The organism is Agrobacterium sp. CNPSo 2736, assembly GCF_004005385.1.
Taxonomy (GTDB): Bacteria; Pseudomonadota; Alphaproteobacteria; order Rhizobiales; family Rhizobiaceae; genus Agrobacterium; species Agrobacterium leguminum.
Window position 1 is genome coordinate 333,758 of record NZ_RZTX01000003.1, and the last position, 15,425, is coordinate 349,182.

The 15,425-nt window shown below is 59.1% G+C and carries 18 protein-coding genes, 1 tRNA gene and 1 pseudogene; 18 read left to right on the top strand and 2 right to left on the bottom strand.

Features of this window, described 5'->3' with window-relative positions; genetic code table 11:
- Positions 1-148: 148 nt before the first annotated feature.
- Genes EM858_RS07985 through EM858_RS08000 form a run of 4 tightly spaced genes read left to right on the top strand, consistent with a single transcriptional unit; the run spans position 149 to position 3,649 of the window.
- Positions 149-928, top strand: a complete 780-nt coding sequence (locus EM858_RS07985) for a DUF1217 domain-containing protein (RefSeq protein WP_004432508.1) — start codon at positions 149-151, stop codon at positions 926-928.
- Position 929: 1 nt separating this feature from the next.
- Positions 930-1,664, top strand: coding sequence for a flagellar basal-body rod protein FlgF (gene flgF / locus EM858_RS07990; RefSeq protein WP_004432506.1), 735 nt, complete (start codon positions 930-932; stop codon positions 1,662-1,664).
- 11 nt (positions 1,665-1,675) lie between these two features.
- A complete protein-coding gene (fliI, locus tag EM858_RS07995; protein WP_080817846.1) occupies positions 1,676-3,082 on the top strand; it encodes a flagellar protein export ATPase FliI in 1,407 nt (468 codons plus the stop codon).
- 3 nt (positions 3,083-3,085) lie between these two features.
- Positions 3,086-3,649, top strand: a complete 564-nt coding sequence (locus EM858_RS08000; RefSeq protein ID WP_127756370.1) for a hypothetical protein — start codon at positions 3,086-3,088, stop codon at positions 3,647-3,649.
- Positions 3,650-3,767: 118 nt separating this feature from the next.
- Here the strand turns inward: EM858_RS08000 and EM858_RS08005 are convergent, their stop codons facing one another.
- Complete coding sequence (locus EM858_RS08005; RefSeq protein WP_127756371.1) at positions 3,768-4,418, bottom strand: LysE family translocator; 651 nt, start codon at positions 4,416-4,418, stop codon at positions 3,768-3,770.
- Positions 4,419-4,726: 308 nt separating this feature from the next.
- Here EM858_RS08005 and flgB point away from each other — a divergent pair, with 308 nt between their 5' ends.
- The 13 genes and pseudogenes from flgB (at position 4,727) to EM858_RS08075 (ending at position 14,666) form a co-directional block, all read left to right on the top strand.
- Positions 4,727-5,119: a flagellar basal body rod protein FlgB gene (gene flgB, locus EM858_RS08010; protein WP_004432502.1), complete on the top strand. Its 393-nt coding sequence runs from the start codon at positions 4,727-4,729 to the stop codon at positions 5,117-5,119.
- A 3-nt stretch (positions 5,120-5,122) separates the two neighbouring features.
- Positions 5,123-5,542 (top strand): flagellar basal body rod protein FlgC, encoded by a 420-nt coding sequence (gene flgC, locus EM858_RS08015; RefSeq protein ID WP_004432501.1) that lies wholly within the window; start codon positions 5,123-5,125, stop codon positions 5,540-5,542.
- The gene (locus EM858_RS08020; RefSeq protein ID WP_080817849.1) at positions 5,539-5,874 is read left to right on the top strand and encodes a flagellar hook-basal body complex protein FliE; all 336 of its coding nucleotides are present in this window, start codon (positions 5,539-5,541) and stop codon (positions 5,872-5,874) included. The genes flgC and EM858_RS08020 overlap by 4 nt, the downstream gene beginning before the upstream one ends.
- An 18-nt stretch (positions 5,875-5,892) precedes the next feature.
- A complete protein-coding gene (gene flgG / locus EM858_RS08025) occupies positions 5,893-6,681 on the top strand; it encodes a flagellar basal-body rod protein FlgG (RefSeq protein ID WP_080817852.1) in 789 nt (262 codons plus the stop codon).
- A 20-nt stretch (positions 6,682-6,701) separates the two neighbouring features.
- Positions 6,702-7,190, top strand: a complete 489-nt coding sequence (gene flgA, locus EM858_RS08030) for a flagellar basal body P-ring formation chaperone FlgA (RefSeq protein ID WP_080817854.1) — start codon at positions 6,702-6,704, stop codon at positions 7,188-7,190.
- 77 nt (positions 7,191-7,267) lie between these two features.
- Positions 7,268-8,308 (top strand): annotated as a pseudogene (locus tag EM858_RS08035) (flagellar basal body P-ring protein FlgI); the annotation flags it as partial.
- A complete protein-coding gene (locus tag EM858_RS08040; RefSeq protein ID WP_004432496.1) occupies positions 8,305-8,841 on the top strand; it encodes a MotE family protein in 537 nt (178 codons plus the stop codon). The pseudogene EM858_RS08035 and the gene EM858_RS08040, both read left to right, overlap by 4 nt.
- Positions 8,838-9,557: a flagellar basal body L-ring protein FlgH gene (gene flgH / locus EM858_RS08045; protein ID WP_078051262.1), complete on the top strand. Its 720-nt coding sequence runs from the start codon at positions 8,838-8,840 to the stop codon at positions 9,555-9,557. Before EM858_RS08040 ends, flgH begins: the two co-directional genes overlap by 4 nt.
- Before the next feature lie 28 nt (positions 9,558-9,585).
- The gene (locus tag EM858_RS08050) at positions 9,586-10,086 is read left to right on the top strand and encodes a flagellar basal body-associated FliL family protein (RefSeq protein ID WP_035259607.1); all 501 of its coding nucleotides are present in this window, start codon (positions 9,586-9,588) and stop codon (positions 10,084-10,086) included.
- Complete coding sequence (gene fliP, locus EM858_RS08055) at positions 10,083-10,820, top strand: flagellar type III secretion system pore protein FliP (protein ID WP_059760555.1); 738 nt, start codon at positions 10,083-10,085, stop codon at positions 10,818-10,820. Before EM858_RS08050 ends, fliP begins: the two co-directional genes overlap by 4 nt.
- Positions 10,821-11,192: 372 nt before the next feature.
- A complete protein-coding gene (locus EM858_RS08060; RefSeq protein WP_127756372.1) occupies positions 11,193-12,113 on the top strand; it encodes a flagellin in 921 nt (306 codons plus the stop codon).
- Between the two features lie 408 nt (positions 12,114-12,521).
- Positions 12,522-13,484: a flagellin gene (locus tag EM858_RS08070; RefSeq protein ID WP_080817867.1), complete on the top strand. Its 963-nt coding sequence runs from the start codon at positions 12,522-12,524 to the stop codon at positions 13,482-13,484.
- A 240-nt stretch (positions 13,485-13,724) separates the two neighbouring features.
- A complete protein-coding gene (locus EM858_RS08075; RefSeq protein ID WP_080817870.1) occupies positions 13,725-14,666 on the top strand; it encodes a flagellin in 942 nt (313 codons plus the stop codon).
- A 187-nt stretch (positions 14,667-14,853) separates the two neighbouring features.
- Here EM858_RS08075 and EM858_RS08080 read toward each other — a convergent pair.
- Positions 14,854-14,928, bottom strand: a tRNA-Thr gene (locus EM858_RS08080).
- Positions 14,929-15,083: 155 nt separating this feature from the next.
- Between EM858_RS08080 and EM858_RS08085 the strand changes: the two genes are divergently transcribed.
- Positions 15,084-15,350, top strand: a complete 267-nt coding sequence (locus EM858_RS08085) for a hypothetical protein (RefSeq protein ID WP_127756373.1) — start codon at positions 15,084-15,086, stop codon at positions 15,348-15,350.
- Positions 15,351-15,425: the final 75 nt, after the last annotated feature.

The following is a 15,425-nucleotide window of genomic DNA, read 5'->3' on the forward strand; positions in this document are numbered from 1 at the left end:
TCTAGAAAATGTGGCTTGCGTGAACCTGTCCGCAAAGCCTCTCCCGCGCTCCCGCCTCCAGCCAGTTTCGCACAAGCAAGCCACGGCACTATGCCGGCAAAGGCGGACGTGCGCCTTGAGATCGGGATCAAACGAGAGCGGCGGTTCAGTGACTTCCACCTACACCAGCTACAGACTGATCAGTCAGGATATCGGCAAATCGCTTGAGCGGGTGTCGGAGCAGCCCGACGTGGCGCGCGAGACCGAATATTATCGCGCAAAGATCGGCGATGTGAAATCCATCGACGACTTCATGGCCGATACGCGCCTTTACAATTACGCACTGAAGGCCCACGGGCTCGAGGACATGGCCTATGCGAAGGCCTTCATCCGCAAGGTGCTGACGGAAGGCACCTCGGACAAGGACGCCTTCGCCAACAAGCTTTCCGACAGCCGTTACGCGGATTTTGCGAAGTCGCTGGATTTTGCCGGCCTGGGGGCCGCGGCAACCTCCACCGACGCCGCCAAATCGGGCGTCATCGGCAAATACACCCGCCAGACGCTGGAACAGGAGGCGGGCGACGACAATAACGGCGTCCGGCTCGCCCTTTATTTCGAACGCAAGGCGTCAACCATCACATCCGGCCTCGACTTTCTGGCGGACGATGCGCTCGCGCAGGTGTTTCGCACGGCCTACAACCTTCCCGACGAGTTTGCCGCCGCCGATGTCGACAAACAGGCGGCGCTCATCGAAAAAACCATCGATATCAAGGATCTGCAGGATCCCGAAAAGGTCGGCAAGCTGCTCGAGCGTTTCACCATCATGTGGGAAATGCAAAACCCCTCGACGACCTATGACCCTCTCGCCGTTTTCGGCTCCTCCAGCGGCTACGGCATTTCCCCCGACCTGCTGATCTCCATCAACTCCCTGAAACTCGGAGGCAAATGATATGCAATCCGGACTATACGTCGCCCTGTCCTCGCAGATCGCGCTGGAGCGCCGTCTCACCACCATTTCCGACAATATGGCGAATGTGAACACGGTCGGCTTCCGCGGCTCCGAAGTGAAATTCGACGAAATGGTCGCCAAGAACCACAATGACATGAATGCCCGGGTGGCCTTCGTTTCGCAGGGCAACGACTACCTTTCCACCCGTCAGGGCGCTTTCGAACAGACCGGCAATTCCTTCGATTTCGCCATCAAGGGCGATGCCTGGTTCTCGCTGGATACGCCCGACGGCCAGATTCTGACCCGCGACGGCCGTTTCACCATGCGTCCGGACGGCGCGCTCATCTCCTCGAACGGTTATCCCGTTCTCGATGCCGGCGGCGGTCCGATCCAGCTCAATCCGAATGGCGGCCCGATCACCGTCGGTCTCGACGGAGCCATCCGGCAGAACGAAAACATCGTCGCTACCCTCGGCATCTTCCAGGCGGATTTCTCGCAAGGGTTCCTGCGTCATCCCAATAGCGGCGTGAAGCCGGTGGCCCAGCCGGTTCCGGTGGTCAACAATCATGAAGTCGGCGTCGTTCAGGGTTATCTCGAACAGTCTAACGTCAACGGCATTTCCCAGATGACGCAGCTCATCCAGGTCAACCGCGCCTTTGAAAGCATCTCCTCGCTGATGCGCGATACCGAATCGACCTTCGGCGAAGGCATCAAGACGCTTGGCGGCGCGCGTTGAGGAACTGAGTAATGACAATGCCGGAATCCATGCTCTCGGCTGACGCCATTTCACCGAAGCTTGCACAGCTCGCCAGCCTTGCCGGGCATTATGCCGATCCGGAGTTTTCGGTGGCGCATGGAGGCCATGTCCGCACCATCGCCGCCGGGCACTATACGGTTTCCGGCCTGTCACGGCATGTGCGGCTCGGAGAATTCGTCGCCCATCGCAGCGCGACCGGTATTCATCTCGGTGAAGTGGTGCGCGTGGAACCGGATATCTGCTATGTCTGCCCCATCGAGCCCGGCGAGCCGATCGGCATTCACGACACCGTCATCCGCAAGGGCGCCTTCCGCGTCTCGCCCGACGACAGCTGGTGCGGACGCACCATCAATGCGCTCGGCGAACCTATCGACGGCCAGGGTCCGCTGGCCTCCGGCATCGAGCGCCGTTCGATTTCCAACAATGCGCCGCCCTCAATGACGCGCAAAAGGGTGGAGACGCCTTTCAAGACGGGTGTGCGGGCAATCGATATCTTCTCGCCGCTTTGCCTGGGCCAGCGCCTCGGCATTTTCGCCGGTTCCGGTGTGGGCAAATCCACGCTGCTGTCGATGCTCGCCAAGGCAGACGCCTTCGACAAGGTGGTGATTGCGCTTGTCGGCGAACGCGGCCGTGAAGTGCGCGAATTCATCGAAGACACGATGGGCGAGAATATGAGCAAGTCCATCGCCGTCGTTGCGACAAGCGATGAGAGCCCGATGCTGCGCAAGATGGCGCCGCTTTCCGCCGTCACCATCGCCGAACATTTTCGCGATCAGGGCGACAATGTCCTCCTCATCATCGACAGCGTGACGCGCTTTGCCCATGCCATCCGCGAAGTGGCGGTCGCTTCGGGCGAGCCGCCGGTGGCGCGCGGCTATCCCGCCTCGGTCTTCACCGAATTGCCGCGCCTTCTGGAGCGGGCGGGACCGGGCGCGGAAGGCACCGGCACCATCACCGCCATCGTCTCCATTCTGGTGGATGGCGACAATCACAACGACCCGATTGCGGATTCGACCCGCGGTATTCTCGATGGCCATATCGTGCTCGACCGCAGCCTTGCCGAAGAAGGCCGTTACCCGCCGATCAATCCGCTCGCCTCGATCTCGCGTCTCGCCAAGAAGGCCTGGACGCCGGATCAGGAGAAGCTGGTGTCGCGCCTCAAGGCGCTGGTGCATCGCTTCGAGGAAACGCGCGATCTGCGCCTCATCGGCGGTTATCGGCCCGGCACCGACCCCGATCTCGACATGGCGGTGAAGCAGGTTCCAATCATCTACGAGACATTGAAGCAGCTGCCGGACGAACCGGCGGCACAGGACGCCTATGCTGATCTTGCGACCGCCTTACGGAACGGAGCGCAGAACGGTCAGCCGCAGGTAACCCCAAGAGCGAGAGGCTGACCCGTGAAGAAAAAGCGGAACAACGATAGCCACGATGAAGACGTGCTGCCCAGGCCGATTTTCTTCACGCCCGACCGTATTCTGGCATGGACAGGCATCACGCTTGCCGCTGCAGCAGCATTTTTTCCGTGGTACGTGTTCTTCAACGAGGAAAAATTCGGCATGAAGGTGGCGGGCGGCGACCGCACCCGCGATCTGCCCCATACCGGCCCGCGGGAAGTCTTCAGCGTCTCGCCGATGGCCATGACCAACCGCAACAAGGAAGACACCCCGCCGCCGGCGGATCTGCCCGACATGCTGACGACGGCGACCGTGAACGCTGGCGGCAAGGAAAAACAGAACAATCTGGCAGCCGGGATCGAGGATCAGCCCTTCCCCGGCCAGACCTCCTTCCGTCTGCTGCATGTTTCCAACGGCCGCGCCCTGATCGAGGACGGTTCGGGCATGTATATGGTGAGGGTCGGTTCGACCCTGCCGGACAATGCGTTGCTGACGAAGATCGAACAGCGCAATGGCGAATGGCTGATCGAGACCTCTTCCGGCAAGACCTACTATCCGGAAAAGTAGTCAGATCGACCTCGGGCCTGAGGTCATCATCGAATTTCGCTGAAAACTCGGCATACGAAAGTGCCCCCCAAGGGCCGGATCCGGGGGGCCGCAAACGTCTCAAACGACGTCAGGCGATCTACTTCTTCTGATTGCCCGCAAAAGCGGCCGTCAGACCAAGGCCGATGTAAACGAAGCCGCTAACCCAGCGTTCAGCCTTCAGATAGGCGGGACTGCGCTTCAGCCAGTTGCCGGCCGTGCCGGCAGCAAGTGCGTAGGTGCAATCCGTCAGAACACCAATCACCGTGTAGAGAATTCCGAGAAAGGCGATCTGCATTGCCATATGGCCACGATCGACCTCAACGAACTGCGGCAGGAAAGCCAGAAAGAACAATGCGGTCTTCGGATTGAGGAGATTGACGATGAAGCCCTCACGAAAGATGCGCATGCTGCTTCGCTTCGGCAAACCGCCCTCGACGTCGGGAATGTCCGACGACCCGAGGAGCTTCTTGAGGCCAAGCCAGATCAGGTAGGCCGCGCCCGCATATTTCACCACGCTGAAGGCAAGCGCGGAGGATGCCAAAAGCGCCGAGAGCCCAACAGCGGCGGCGACGACGTGAACAAGTGTGGCGGTATGAATGCCAAGGATTGAAACGAGGCCGGCAGAACGGCCCTGCTCGACCGAACGCGCAAAGATGTAAAGGACTGCCGGGCCCGGCACAAGAAGCAGCACCAGCGTGGCGCTGACGAACAGGCCGAGATTGGCTGCGCTGGGAATTACCAAATCCATGATTGCTCTCCTCCATTTCCCTCTACCGTAGCGATAGCACCGGACTGTCTCCAAGGCGAGATATAAAGCTGCTTCAGCAAGCACCTCGCCCCATGCCTTTGAGTTTCCACCCTGGGCCGGCGTGATCTCGGAATTTAAGCGTTCACCGCAGGGGCTTCGGGTGCGGTGTCGATTGAGGCTTCCCTTTCTGGGTTTCCGGCAGGCCATTTTTCCTCCCCTTCCTGCCCTTGCCATCGCCTTCTCCCCTCCCCGCAAGTCTGACGCAAGATTAGCCCCGTAGGTTCGGGCCATACGAGATGGAGAAGTCTATGCAACCGATTCAACTGTTCGATCTGGCATCCCGCCAAGCGGAATGGCTGAGCGTGCGGCAGGAAGTCGTGGCGACCAACATCGCCAACGCCAACACACCCAAGTTCCGCGCCAAGGATGTCAGCCCTTTCGAAGCGGTCATGCAGGCCACCAGCCAGCAGGTCGGCATGGCGAGGACCAACCCTGCCCACTTCGGCGAGAGCACCCTCAGCGACAATATCGCGGTGCGCGACAACCCGGTCAATAACGAGATCGGCATGCAGGAATCGGGCAATTCGGTCGCGCTTGCGGAAGAAATGACCAAGACCGGCGAGATCAAGCGGCAGTACGAGCTGAACGCCAATCTCGTCAAATCCTTCCATCGCATGATGCTGATGACGGTTAAGAGGTAAGCCATGGATCCCTTGAGTGCGGCGAGCAAGATTGCCGGCAGCGGCCTGGAAGTGCAGTCCACGCGACTGCGCATCGTCTCCGAAAACATCGCCAACGCCAGATCGACCGGCGACACCCCCGGCGCCGACCCCTATCGCCGCAAGACCATCACTTTCGGTTCCGAGCTCGACCGCGTCAGCGGCGTGGAGCGCGTAACGGTGAAGAAGCTCGGCGTCGACCGTGGCGATTTCGTCAACGAGTACGATCCCGGCAATCCGGCCGCCGACAGCAACGGCATGGTGAAGATGCCGAACGTCAACATCCTGATCGAAATGGCGGACATGCGCGAAGCAAACCGCAGCTACGACGCCAATCTTCAGGTCATCCGCCAGACACGCGACCTCGTCGCCTCCACAATCGACCTTCTGAAGGCATCGCAATGATCGACGGTATCAAGCAAGTCAGTTCCCTTTCGCTCACCCGCGGCGCAAGCGGCATTTCCTCGCTGACGGAAAGCGTTTTCGGCAGCGAGCAGACGACGCCCGCCCAGCAGACGGGCGCAAGCTTCGCCAGCGTTCTCGGCAACGTGTCGGTGGATGCGATGAACAATCTGAAGAAGGCGGAAGTCGCTTCCTTCGAAGGCATTCAGGGCAAGGCGAATACGCGTGAAGTGGTCGATGCCATGCTTTCGGCCGAACAGTCGCTGCAAACCGCCATCGCGCTCCGAGACAAGATCGTGTCGGCCTATCTCGACATTACCAAGATGCAGATCTAGCCCAGCAGGAATATTGACATGAGAGCTCTTGCCATCGCTGCCACCGGTATGGACGCCCAGCAGACCAATCTGGAAGTCATCGCCAACAACATCGCCAATATCAACACCACCGGCTACAAGCGCGCGCGTGCGGAGTTCACCGATCTTCTTTACCAGACCGAGCGCATGCAGGGCGTACCGAACCGCGCCAACCAGGCGATCGTGCCCGAAGGCGCCAATATCGGCCTCGGCGTGCAGACCTCGGCCGTGCGCAACATCCACACCCAGGGCAACCTGATCGAGACCGGCAACAAGCTGGATGTCGCGATCATCGGCCAGGGCTGGTTCCAGATCGAGGCGGCGGACGGTTCGACGCTCTACAGCCGCGCCGGCGCCTTCAACAAGAATGCCGATGGCAATCTGGTGACGATCGATGGCTATAACGTCATTCCGAACATCAATATCCCGACCGACGCGCAGGACATCACCGTTACCCGCACGGGACAGGTGACGGCCCGTATCGGCAATGCCGCTGACTTCACCGAACTTGGCCAGCTGACCATCGCCAACTTTGCGAACGAAGCCGGCCTGAAGCCGCTCGGCGACAACCTCTTCGCCCAGACGCCGGCTTCCGGCGACGCGGTGATCGGCGTGCCTGACGATCCGAGCTACGGCTACATCAAGCAGTCCTATCTCGAAGGCTCGAACGTCGACGCCGTCAAGGAGATCACCGACCTGATCACGGCGCAGCGCGCCTACGAGATGAATTCCAAGGTCATCACCACCGCTGACGAAATGGCTTCGATTGTCAGCAAGAACCTGAAGTAAGAACGGAAAGGCAGGCGAACATGAGGTTTGGCCGGAAACATAGCAGCAGCAGAACGGCGCTCGTCCGTATATGCCTTGCGTCTGCCTTTTCACTGGGCGCCCTGGCACCCGCTCTTGCCCAGGCGCCGATGGCGCTGGTTCCCACCCGCACGATCTATCCGGGCGAGACGATCACGCCCGAACAGGTGAAGCCGGTGGAAGTGACCAATCCCAATATTTCCTCGGGTTATGCGAGCGACATCAGCGAAGTGGAAGGCATGATCTCCAAGCAGACCCTGCTTCCCGGACGCACGATCCCCGTTGCGGCCCTGCGCGAACCCTCGCTGGTGGTGCGCGGCACCAGCGTCAAACTCGTCTTCACCATCGGCAACATGACGCTGATGGCTTCGGGAACGCCGATGACCGACGGCTCGCTCGGCGAAATCGTGCGGGTGCGCAACATCGATTCCGGCGTCATCGTCAACGGCACGGTCATGAAGGACGGAACCATTCAGGTGATGGCGAAATGAGAGTGCTTCGTATCCTGGCCGCGGCCTTTCTGTTTTCGGCCCAGCCCTTCCTTTCCGTTCCGGCAGCGCATGCGGATACATCCCGCATCAAGGATATCGCATCGCTGCAGGCGGGGCGTGACAACCAGCTGATCGGTTACGGTCTCGTGGTCGGCCTGCAGGGCACGGGCGACAGCCTGCGCTCCTCGCCGTTTACGGAGCAATCCATGCGCGCGATGCTGCAGAATCTCGGCATCACCACGCAGGGCGGCCAGTCGAATGCCAAGAACATCGCCGCCGTGATGGTGACGACCAATCTGCCGCCCTTCGCCAGCCCCGGCAGCCGTGTCGACGTGACGGTCAGCTCGCTGGGCGACGCCTCGTCGCTGCGCGGCGGCACGCTCATCATGACCTCGCTTTCCGGCGCGGACGGCCAGATTTACGCGGTCGCCCAGGGCGCGCTGATCGTCAACGGCTTTTCGGCGCAGGGCGATGCCGCGACGCTGACGCAGGGCGTCACCACCTCCGCCCGCGTGCCGAACGGCGCGATCATCGAGCGGGAGTTGCCGTCGAAATTCAAGGATTCGGTCAATCTGGTTCTTCAGCTGCGCAATCCCGATTTTTCGACGGCGGTGCGCGTCGCCGATGTCGTCAACGCCTTTGCCCGCGCCCGTTATGGCGATCCCATCGCCGAACCGCGCGATTCGCAGGAAATCGCGGTGCAGAAGCCCCGTGTCGCGGATCTCACCCGGCTGATGGCGGAAATCGAAAACCTGACCGTGGAAACGGATACGCCAGCCAAGGTCGTCATCAACGAGCGCACCGGCACGATCGTCATCGGCGCGGATGTGCGCATTTCCCGCGTCGCCGTCAGCTACGGAACGCTGACCGTGCAGGTAACGGAAACGCCGCAGGTCATCCAGCCAGCGCCATTCTCGCGCGGCCAGACGGCCGTGCAGCCGCAGACGGATATCATGGCATTGCAGGAAGGCAGCAAGGTCGCCATCGTCGAAGGGCCTGACCTTCGCACGCTGGTTGCCGGTCTCAACAGCATCGGGCTCAAGGCGGACGGCATCATCGCCATTCTGCAAGGCATCAAATCCGCCGGCGCCCTTCAGGCGGAGCTTGTGCTGCAATGATGGAAACTCGGAAGAACAACGCTTTCCCGAATGGCCTTGTCCGCTTCGCGGCGGTCGCCTCGCTGCTTTTCCTGCTTCCCGCTGCTGGCGCCGAAAGCCAGCAGAACGTGGTTTCGGAACTCAGCACGCAGGATGAAATCCAGAAATTCTGCACCAACATCGCCGATGCGGCCCGCGACCAGCGCTATCTGCTGCAAAAGCAGGAGCTGGAAAAGCTGCAGTCCGACGTCAATGAGCGCATTGCCGTGCTGGAAGACCGCAAGGCGGAATATGAGGACTGGCTGGCCCGCCGCGAACACTTCCTCAATCAGGCGAAAAGCAATCTCGTCGATATCTATAAGACGATGAAGGCCGATGCCGCCGCGCCCCAGCTCGAAAAGATGCATGTGGAAATAGCGGCCGCCATCATCATGCAGCTGCCACCCCGCCAGTCGGGCCTCATCCTCAGCGAGATGGATGCGCAGAAAGCCGCTGTCGTCGCCGGCATCATGTCGCAGGCAACCGATAAAAACACTTCGAAGGATCCTTCATGAGCACGCGTCGTCTTCCGGCCCTCCTCCTGCCGCTCGCCTTGCTTGCCGGCTGCCAGAACAACCAGACCCTGAAGGAAATCGGCAACGCACCCGCGATGAGCCCGATCGGCAGCGGCCTGCAATTCAGCCAGACGCCGCAAATGGGCATGTATCCGAAGCAGCCGAAGCACATGGCCAGCGGCTATTCGCTGTGGAGCGACAGCCAGGGCGCCCTGTTCAAGGATTTGCGCGCGCTCAACATCGGCGACATCCTGACCGTCAATATCCAGATCAACGACAAGGCCGATTTCGACAACGAGACCGAGCGCAACCGCACCAATTCCAGCGGGCTGAACTGGAAGGCGAAAGCTCAGATTCTGGGATGGACGCCGGATGCGGATTCCAGCATCAATTACGGTTCCGACACCGATACCCAGGCAAAGGGCAAGACCAAGCGTTCTGAAAAGCTGACGCTGCTGGTGGCCGCAGTGGTGACCGGCATTCTGGAAAACGGCAACCTCATCATCAGCGGTTCGCAGGAAGTGCGCGTGAACCACGAAATCCGCATCCTCAATGTCGGCGGTATCGTCAGGCCGCAGGATGTGGATGCACAGAACATGATCTCCTACGAACGCATCGCCGAAGCGCGCATCTCCTATGGCGGTCGCGGACGTCTGACGGAAGTGCAGCAGCCCCCGGTCGGGCAGCAGGTCGTCGACCTGTTCTCGCCGCTCTGACCTCGGCACACGGGAACGGGACTGACCCATGGAAAACGAACAGGCTGAGGGCAAGAAAAAATCCTCCCCTCTGGTCATGACCATCGCAGGCGTTGCGATCCTCACGCTGCTCGGCGCGGGCGGCGGCTGGCTGGTGGGCGGCATGATCGCGCCGAAGATCGCCGGCGCGGAGGCGCATGCCCCGGCTGCCGCCGGCGGACACGGCGAGAAAAAGGAAGAGGGTATCGAGAAAATCTCAGCCGAGGCGAACGGCATCGTCCAGCTCGATCCCATCACCACCAACCTCGCCTACCCCTCGACGAACTGGGTGCGGCTGGAAGTGGCGCTGATGTTCAAGGGGCCGGTCGAGGTGGGTCTGGCGGAAGATATCCACCAGGACATCATGGCCTATGTCCGCACCGTTTCCCTTCAGCAGCTCGAAGGGCCGCGCGGCTTTCAATATCTTAAGGATGACATTCAGGAACGAGTTGACCTGCGCTCTCAAGGGCGCGTATCCAAGGTCATGTTCCGGACCTTTGTCATCGAATGATTCGATTTCTTGTAACCATCGCCGTCCTCCTTGCCTTGCCGGGTCTTGCCAGTGCCCAGCAATTCCCGTCCGATCTGTTCAACACGCAGATAGACGGCTCCGTTGCGGCATGGATCATCCGCACCTTCGGCCTGCTGACGGTTCTGTCGGTCGCGCCGGGCATCCTGATCATGGTCACGAGCTTTCCGCGCTTCGTGATCGCCTTTTCGATCCTGCGCTCCGGCATGGGACTGGCTTCGACCCCGTCCAACATGATCCTGCTGTCGATGGCGATGTTCATGACTTTCTACGTCATGTCGCCCACCTTCGACAAAGCCTGGACCGACGGCGTGCAGCCGCTTCTGCAGAACCAGATCAACGAACAGCAGGCCGTGCAGCGCATCGCGGAACCCTTCCGCACCTTCATGAACGCCAATACGCGTGACAAGGATCTGAAGCTTTTCGTCGACATCGCCCGCGAGCGCGGCCAGGAAGTGATGACCGACAATGTCGTCGATTACCGCGTGCTCGTTCCGGCCTTCATGCTGTCGGAAATCCGGCGCGGTTTCGAGATCGGCTTTCTCATCATCCTGCCGTTTCTGGTCATCGATCTGATCGTCGCAACCATCACCATGGCGATGGGCATGATGATGCTACCGCCGACCTCGATTTCCCTGCCGTTCAAGATCCTGTTCTTCGTGCTGATCGACGGCTGGAACCTGCTGGTCGGCAGTCTCGTCAGATCGTTCAACTGACGGCCTCTGTGCCTGATTGACACCCGTTAACCCTGTTTTTTAACCCCGCGTGCCCAGCTACGCGGGTTTTGTGCGTTTTTACGCTTTGGTTACCAGTTTTTCTGGCGACTTGGTAACTATCTTTTTAAATAAAAAAATTACCATTTAACTAAATCAAAAAGTAACCATAAGTATTTTCCAATATTTCTTGGCCCTCAAATTAATAATTGGGCAATTTTTCGCTGCGAATTTCTTTCTACACGCAGCGGGTTTGGTTTCTGAAACTAAGCATTTCCGAACCGAGTGGCATGAAGCCGAAACGTTGCGACCGGTAATACCAAACCCGGTATGTCCCCACTCCAGTATCTCGTAAAAACAAGGGACACATTTATTATGGCAAGCATTCTCACCAACACCAACGCAATGGCCGCTCTCTCGACCCTGCGTTCCATCGCTTCCGACCTGTCGACCACGCAGGACCGCATTTCTTCCGGCCTGAAGGTTGGTTCGGCTTCGGACAACGCTGCTTACTGGTCGATCGCGACCACCATGCGTTCCGACAACAAGGCTCTCGGTGCAGTATCTGACGCACTGGGCATGGGCGCCGCCAAGGTTGACACCGCATCTGCCGGTATGGAAGCCGCTATCGATGTTGTCACCCAGATCAAGGCCAAGGTCGTTGCCGCAAAGGAAGAAGGCGTCGACAAGACCAAGATTCAGGAAGAAGTTACCCAGCTTCTCGATCAGCTGAAGTCGATCGGCACCGGCGCTTCGTTCAACGGTGAAAACTGGCTCGTTTCCACCGCCAACGCCACCAAGACGGTCGTATCCGGCTTCGTTCGTGACGACAACGGCAATGTCAGCGTCAAGACGACGGACTACGCGCTGGATGCCACGTCCATGCTCTACACCGAAGCGACGCCGGGCACGATCGATGCCAACTCCGGTATCCTGAACGCTACCGGTGCAACCACCACCGTCGGCGCCAAGACCTACACCCAGATTTCCGTTCTCGACCTCAACGTCGGCACCGATGACCTGGACAACGCTCTTTACTCCGTTGAAACGGCCCTGACGAAGATGACCAGCGCCGGCGCCAAGCTCGGTTCGCTGTCTGCACGCATCGACCTGCAGACCGACTTCGCCGACAAGCTGTCCGACTCCATCGAAAAGGGTGTTGGCCGCCTCGTCGACGCCGACATGAACGAAGAGTCCACCAAGCTGAAGGCTCTGCAGACGCAGCAGCAGCTGGCAATCCAGGCTCTGTCGATCGCCAACAGCGACTCGCAGAACATCCTGTCGCTCTTCCGCTAAGAGCTGAACTTCTCATAGCCCTTCGGGGCTGGGGGACCCATTTTCTTCCCACATGCATTCGGGGGCTGACCAAATGCATATCCGGGTAGAAGGCATAAAGGTTCGATAGGCTGAATCGAACCGCATGCACCAGACAGGCCGCATCCCGAATAAGGATGCGGCCTTATCTTTTTTTTAAATATTTCGGGATACGCGCGCGCACGCGCGAGAGTTGTAATTTTGAATTTTCATAATGTTGATTTTCTTTTCCCGCTTATCAATTCATTAACCAAACTGGCGTTACCTAAGCTCATCGAAACGGCGAGCTAACGTTAAAAATCAGCCAGTTAGCAGGCATGATGCTGTGCGCCGTTCCCGGTGAAACCGGAATGTCCCTTCTTTAATCAGCCATTCAAGGGGCACACTACTATGACGAGCATTATTACCAATGTCGCAGCAATGTCTGCACTCCAGACTCTGCGCACCATCGGCCAGAACATGGAATCCACCCAGGCACGCGTTTCCTCCGGCCTCCGCGTTGGCGAAGCTGCTGACAATGCTGCCTACTGGTCGATCGCGACCACCATGCGCTCCGACAACATGGCGCTTTCCTCGGTTTCCGACGCTCTCGGCCTCGGCGCCGCCAAGGTAGACACCGCTTCTGCCGGCATGGAATCGGCAATCGAAGTCGTTAAGGAAATCAAGGCAAAGCTGGTCACGGCAACTGAAGAAGGCGTCGACCGCACCAAGGTTCAGGAAGAAATCGATCAGCTGCAGAACCAGCTCGTATCGATCGCACAGGGCGCATCCTTCTACGGCGAAAACTGGCTCGTAGGACCTTCGACCCTCGGCGCAACAACGCCCGGCACGGACCCGGACAAGTCGGTCGTCGCTGGCTTCGTTCGCTCCACCGGCGGTGCCGTTAGCGTCACGACCACGAAATACGCCCTCGACAACACGGCGACCGGCAACGTTCTTTTCGGCTCCGTCGACGCTGCAGGCGTTCCCGACACCTCCGGCATCCTCGGCACGACCGGAACGTTCACGACCGTCGCCGCCCAGTCCGTCTTTACGCTGGACATCACCCAGTATGCAGCCGCAGACCGCGCCACCAACATGGCCGAAGCCCTGACGCTGGTTGAAAACTCCCTGAAGGCGATGACGAGCGCCGCAGCCAAGCTCGGCTCGCTCTCCATGCGCATCGGCCTGCAGGAAGACTTCGCTTCCAAGCTGTCCGACTCCGTCGAACAGGGCATCGGCCGCCTCGTGGACGCCGACATGAACGAAGAGTCCACCCGCCTCAAGGCCCTGCAGACCCAGCAGCAGCTCGGCGTTCAGGCTCTCTCGATCGCCAACAGCAACTCCGAAAGCATCCTGTCGCTCTTCCGCTAATCGAAGACCGAAAGCGAAAAAATCAACCGCGCCGAAAGGCGCGGTTTTTGTTTGTGCGTTTGACTGCAAAATTCATAAATTTCCCGGTTAAGACTTCATTAACCAAATCACCGCTAAATCAAGCCATCGAAACGACTCGTTAACCAAGACGAAAAAGAGGTTAACAGGCATCACGCCGCGTTGTCGTTTCCGGCGATCCCGGAATGTCCCTTCCCATTTAGCCAGCTCAGAGGGGCAATTATGACAAGTATTCTGACAAACACCGCCGCCATGTCGGCGCTTCAGACACTGCGTGCAATCAGCGGCCAGCTCGAAGACACACAATCCAGAGTTTCTTCCGGGCTGCGCGTTAAAACGGCTTCCGACAACGCTGCTTACTGGTCGATCGCGACCACCATGCGTTCGGACAACATGGCCCTTTCCGCGGTTCAGGATGCACTGGGACTGGGTGCGGCGAAGATCGATGTCGCTTATTCCGCAATGGAAAGCGCCGTCGAAGTCGTGAAAGAAATCAAATCGAAAATCGTCGCGGCAACCGAAGAGGGCGTCGACAAGACGAAGATTCAGGAAGAAATCGACCAGCTGAAAAAGCAGCTGGAATCGATTGCGCAGGGCGCGTCTTTCAGCGGCGAAAACTGGTTGCTGGGCACCGGCGACAAGACCGTGGTTTCCGGCTTTGTCCGTGACGGCAGCGGTTCGGTCAGCGTGACGAAAACCGACTATACCCTTGTCGACACGACGACCGCGACGGAAACAGCCAACGTGATTTTCGGCCTGACCGGCACACCTGCAACGGTCGATACGACGAAGGGCATCATCGGACAGGTCGGGACGGCCTCGGGCATTTCCGTGTGGGACATCGATCTCAAGCTTTTCGATAGCGCAACGCCCCCAACCTACACGATCGGCAATCTTCTCACCGATGTCGAAACCGCGTTTCAGTCGCTTAGCAGCGCCTCCTCCGCTCTCGGCTCCATCAAGATGCGCATCGGCCTGCAGGAAGATTTCATCTCCAAGCTCACCGACTCCATCGACAGTGGCATCGGCCGCCTGGTGGATGCGGATATGAACGAAGAATCAACACGCCTCAAGGCATTGCAAACACAGCAGCAGCTGGGCATCCAGTCGCTTTCCATCGCCAATACCAGCTCCGAAAATATCCTGTCGCTATTCCGTCAGTAAGCGGCGCCCGATGGCTACGGGCGGTTTCGTCCCGCTCTGGCAGCAACAGAATATTCGGATATGGAAACCGCGCTTCGCAAGGGGCGCGGTTTTCCATTTGCCCCGAACTGCGCGGCGCGCGCATGCATCAACCGCCGCAGGCGATCTGTTCAAAAACCACGTAAACATTTGAAATTTTAGAGAGAAATGGTGCTGCTAGAGAGATTTGAACTCTCGGCCTCTCCCTTACCAAGGGAGTGCTCTACCCCTGAGCTATAGCAGCATCCGGTGCCGAAGCGTTTGCTTCAGCATCAAGCGTGGCGGCCTATTGCCATAGGTTTTTGACGAGCGCAAGTCGCAAAACGATATTCTTCATCAAGCGGGGCAAAAAAGCGTGCCCCCTGTTGAAAAATACATTTTTCAGATATTGCTGAATCTATGAACGAACATCATGACAAACAGGCAAAGGCAGCGGTTTCCGCCGGCGCTTCCGCGGAAGCATCCGCCCCGATGGCCGATGGCAAGCCGCAGGCGGGGCCTGGCGAAAAGGCGCGGCAGCGCGAGGCGGAGCGCAAGGCGCGGGCGGCCAAGAAGCTTCGTGAAAATCTTTTGAAGCGCAAACAGCAAGTTCGTGCGCGCCGTGCCGGCGAAGAAGACGAGACGATTGGCCTGCCTGCCGCAAAAACGGACGAATCATCCTCATAGAGAATTCACCAAGCATAAATTGAAACGCTGCGGAAATTCGTCTAAGGACGCGCCTTTCCGCAAGGCACGATAAAG

What these genes read in the sequence shown, in the direction of transcription:
- flgF (WP_004432506.1), top strand. Translation starts at nt 930, where the DNA reads ATGCAATCCGGACTATACGTCGCCCTGTCCTCGCAGATCGCGCTGGAG.
- fliI (WP_080817846.1), top strand. Translation starts at nt 1,676, where the DNA reads ATGACAATGCCGGAATCCATGCTCTCGGCTGACGCCATTTCACCGAAG.
- EM858_RS08005 (WP_127756371.1), bottom strand. Translation starts at nt 4,418, where the DNA reads ATGGATTTGGTAATTCCCAGCGCAGCCAATCTCGGCCTGTTCGTCAGC.
- flgB (WP_004432502.1), top strand. Translation starts at nt 4,727, where the DNA reads ATGCAACCGATTCAACTGTTCGATCTGGCATCCCGCCAAGCGGAATGG.
- flgC (WP_004432501.1), top strand. Translation starts at nt 5,123, where the DNA reads ATGGATCCCTTGAGTGCGGCGAGCAAGATTGCCGGCAGCGGCCTGGAA.
- EM858_RS08020 (WP_080817849.1), top strand. Translation starts at nt 5,539, where the DNA reads ATGATCGACGGTATCAAGCAAGTCAGTTCCCTTTCGCTCACCCGCGGC.
- flgG (WP_080817852.1), top strand. Translation starts at nt 5,893, where the DNA reads ATGAGAGCTCTTGCCATCGCTGCCACCGGTATGGACGCCCAGCAGACC.
- flgA (WP_080817854.1), top strand. Translation starts at nt 6,702, where the DNA reads ATGAGGTTTGGCCGGAAACATAGCAGCAGCAGAACGGCGCTCGTCCGT.
- EM858_RS08040 (WP_004432496.1), top strand. Translation starts at nt 8,305, where the DNA reads ATGATGGAAACTCGGAAGAACAACGCTTTCCCGAATGGCCTTGTCCGC.
- flgH (WP_078051262.1), top strand. Translation starts at nt 8,838, where the DNA reads ATGAGCACGCGTCGTCTTCCGGCCCTCCTCCTGCCGCTCGCCTTGCTT.
- EM858_RS08050 (WP_035259607.1), top strand. Translation starts at nt 9,586, where the DNA reads ATGGAAAACGAACAGGCTGAGGGCAAGAAAAAATCCTCCCCTCTGGTC.
- fliP (WP_059760555.1), top strand. Translation starts at nt 10,083, where the DNA reads ATGATTCGATTTCTTGTAACCATCGCCGTCCTCCTTGCCTTGCCGGGT.
- EM858_RS08060 (WP_127756372.1), top strand. Translation starts at nt 11,193, where the DNA reads ATGGCAAGCATTCTCACCAACACCAACGCAATGGCCGCTCTCTCGACC.
- EM858_RS08070 (WP_080817867.1), top strand. Translation starts at nt 12,522, where the DNA reads ATGACGAGCATTATTACCAATGTCGCAGCAATGTCTGCACTCCAGACT.
- EM858_RS08075 (WP_080817870.1), top strand. Translation starts at nt 13,725, where the DNA reads ATGACAAGTATTCTGACAAACACCGCCGCCATGTCGGCGCTTCAGACA.
- EM858_RS08085 (WP_127756373.1), top strand. Translation starts at nt 15,084, where the DNA reads ATGAACGAACATCATGACAAACAGGCAAAGGCAGCGGTTTCCGCCGGC.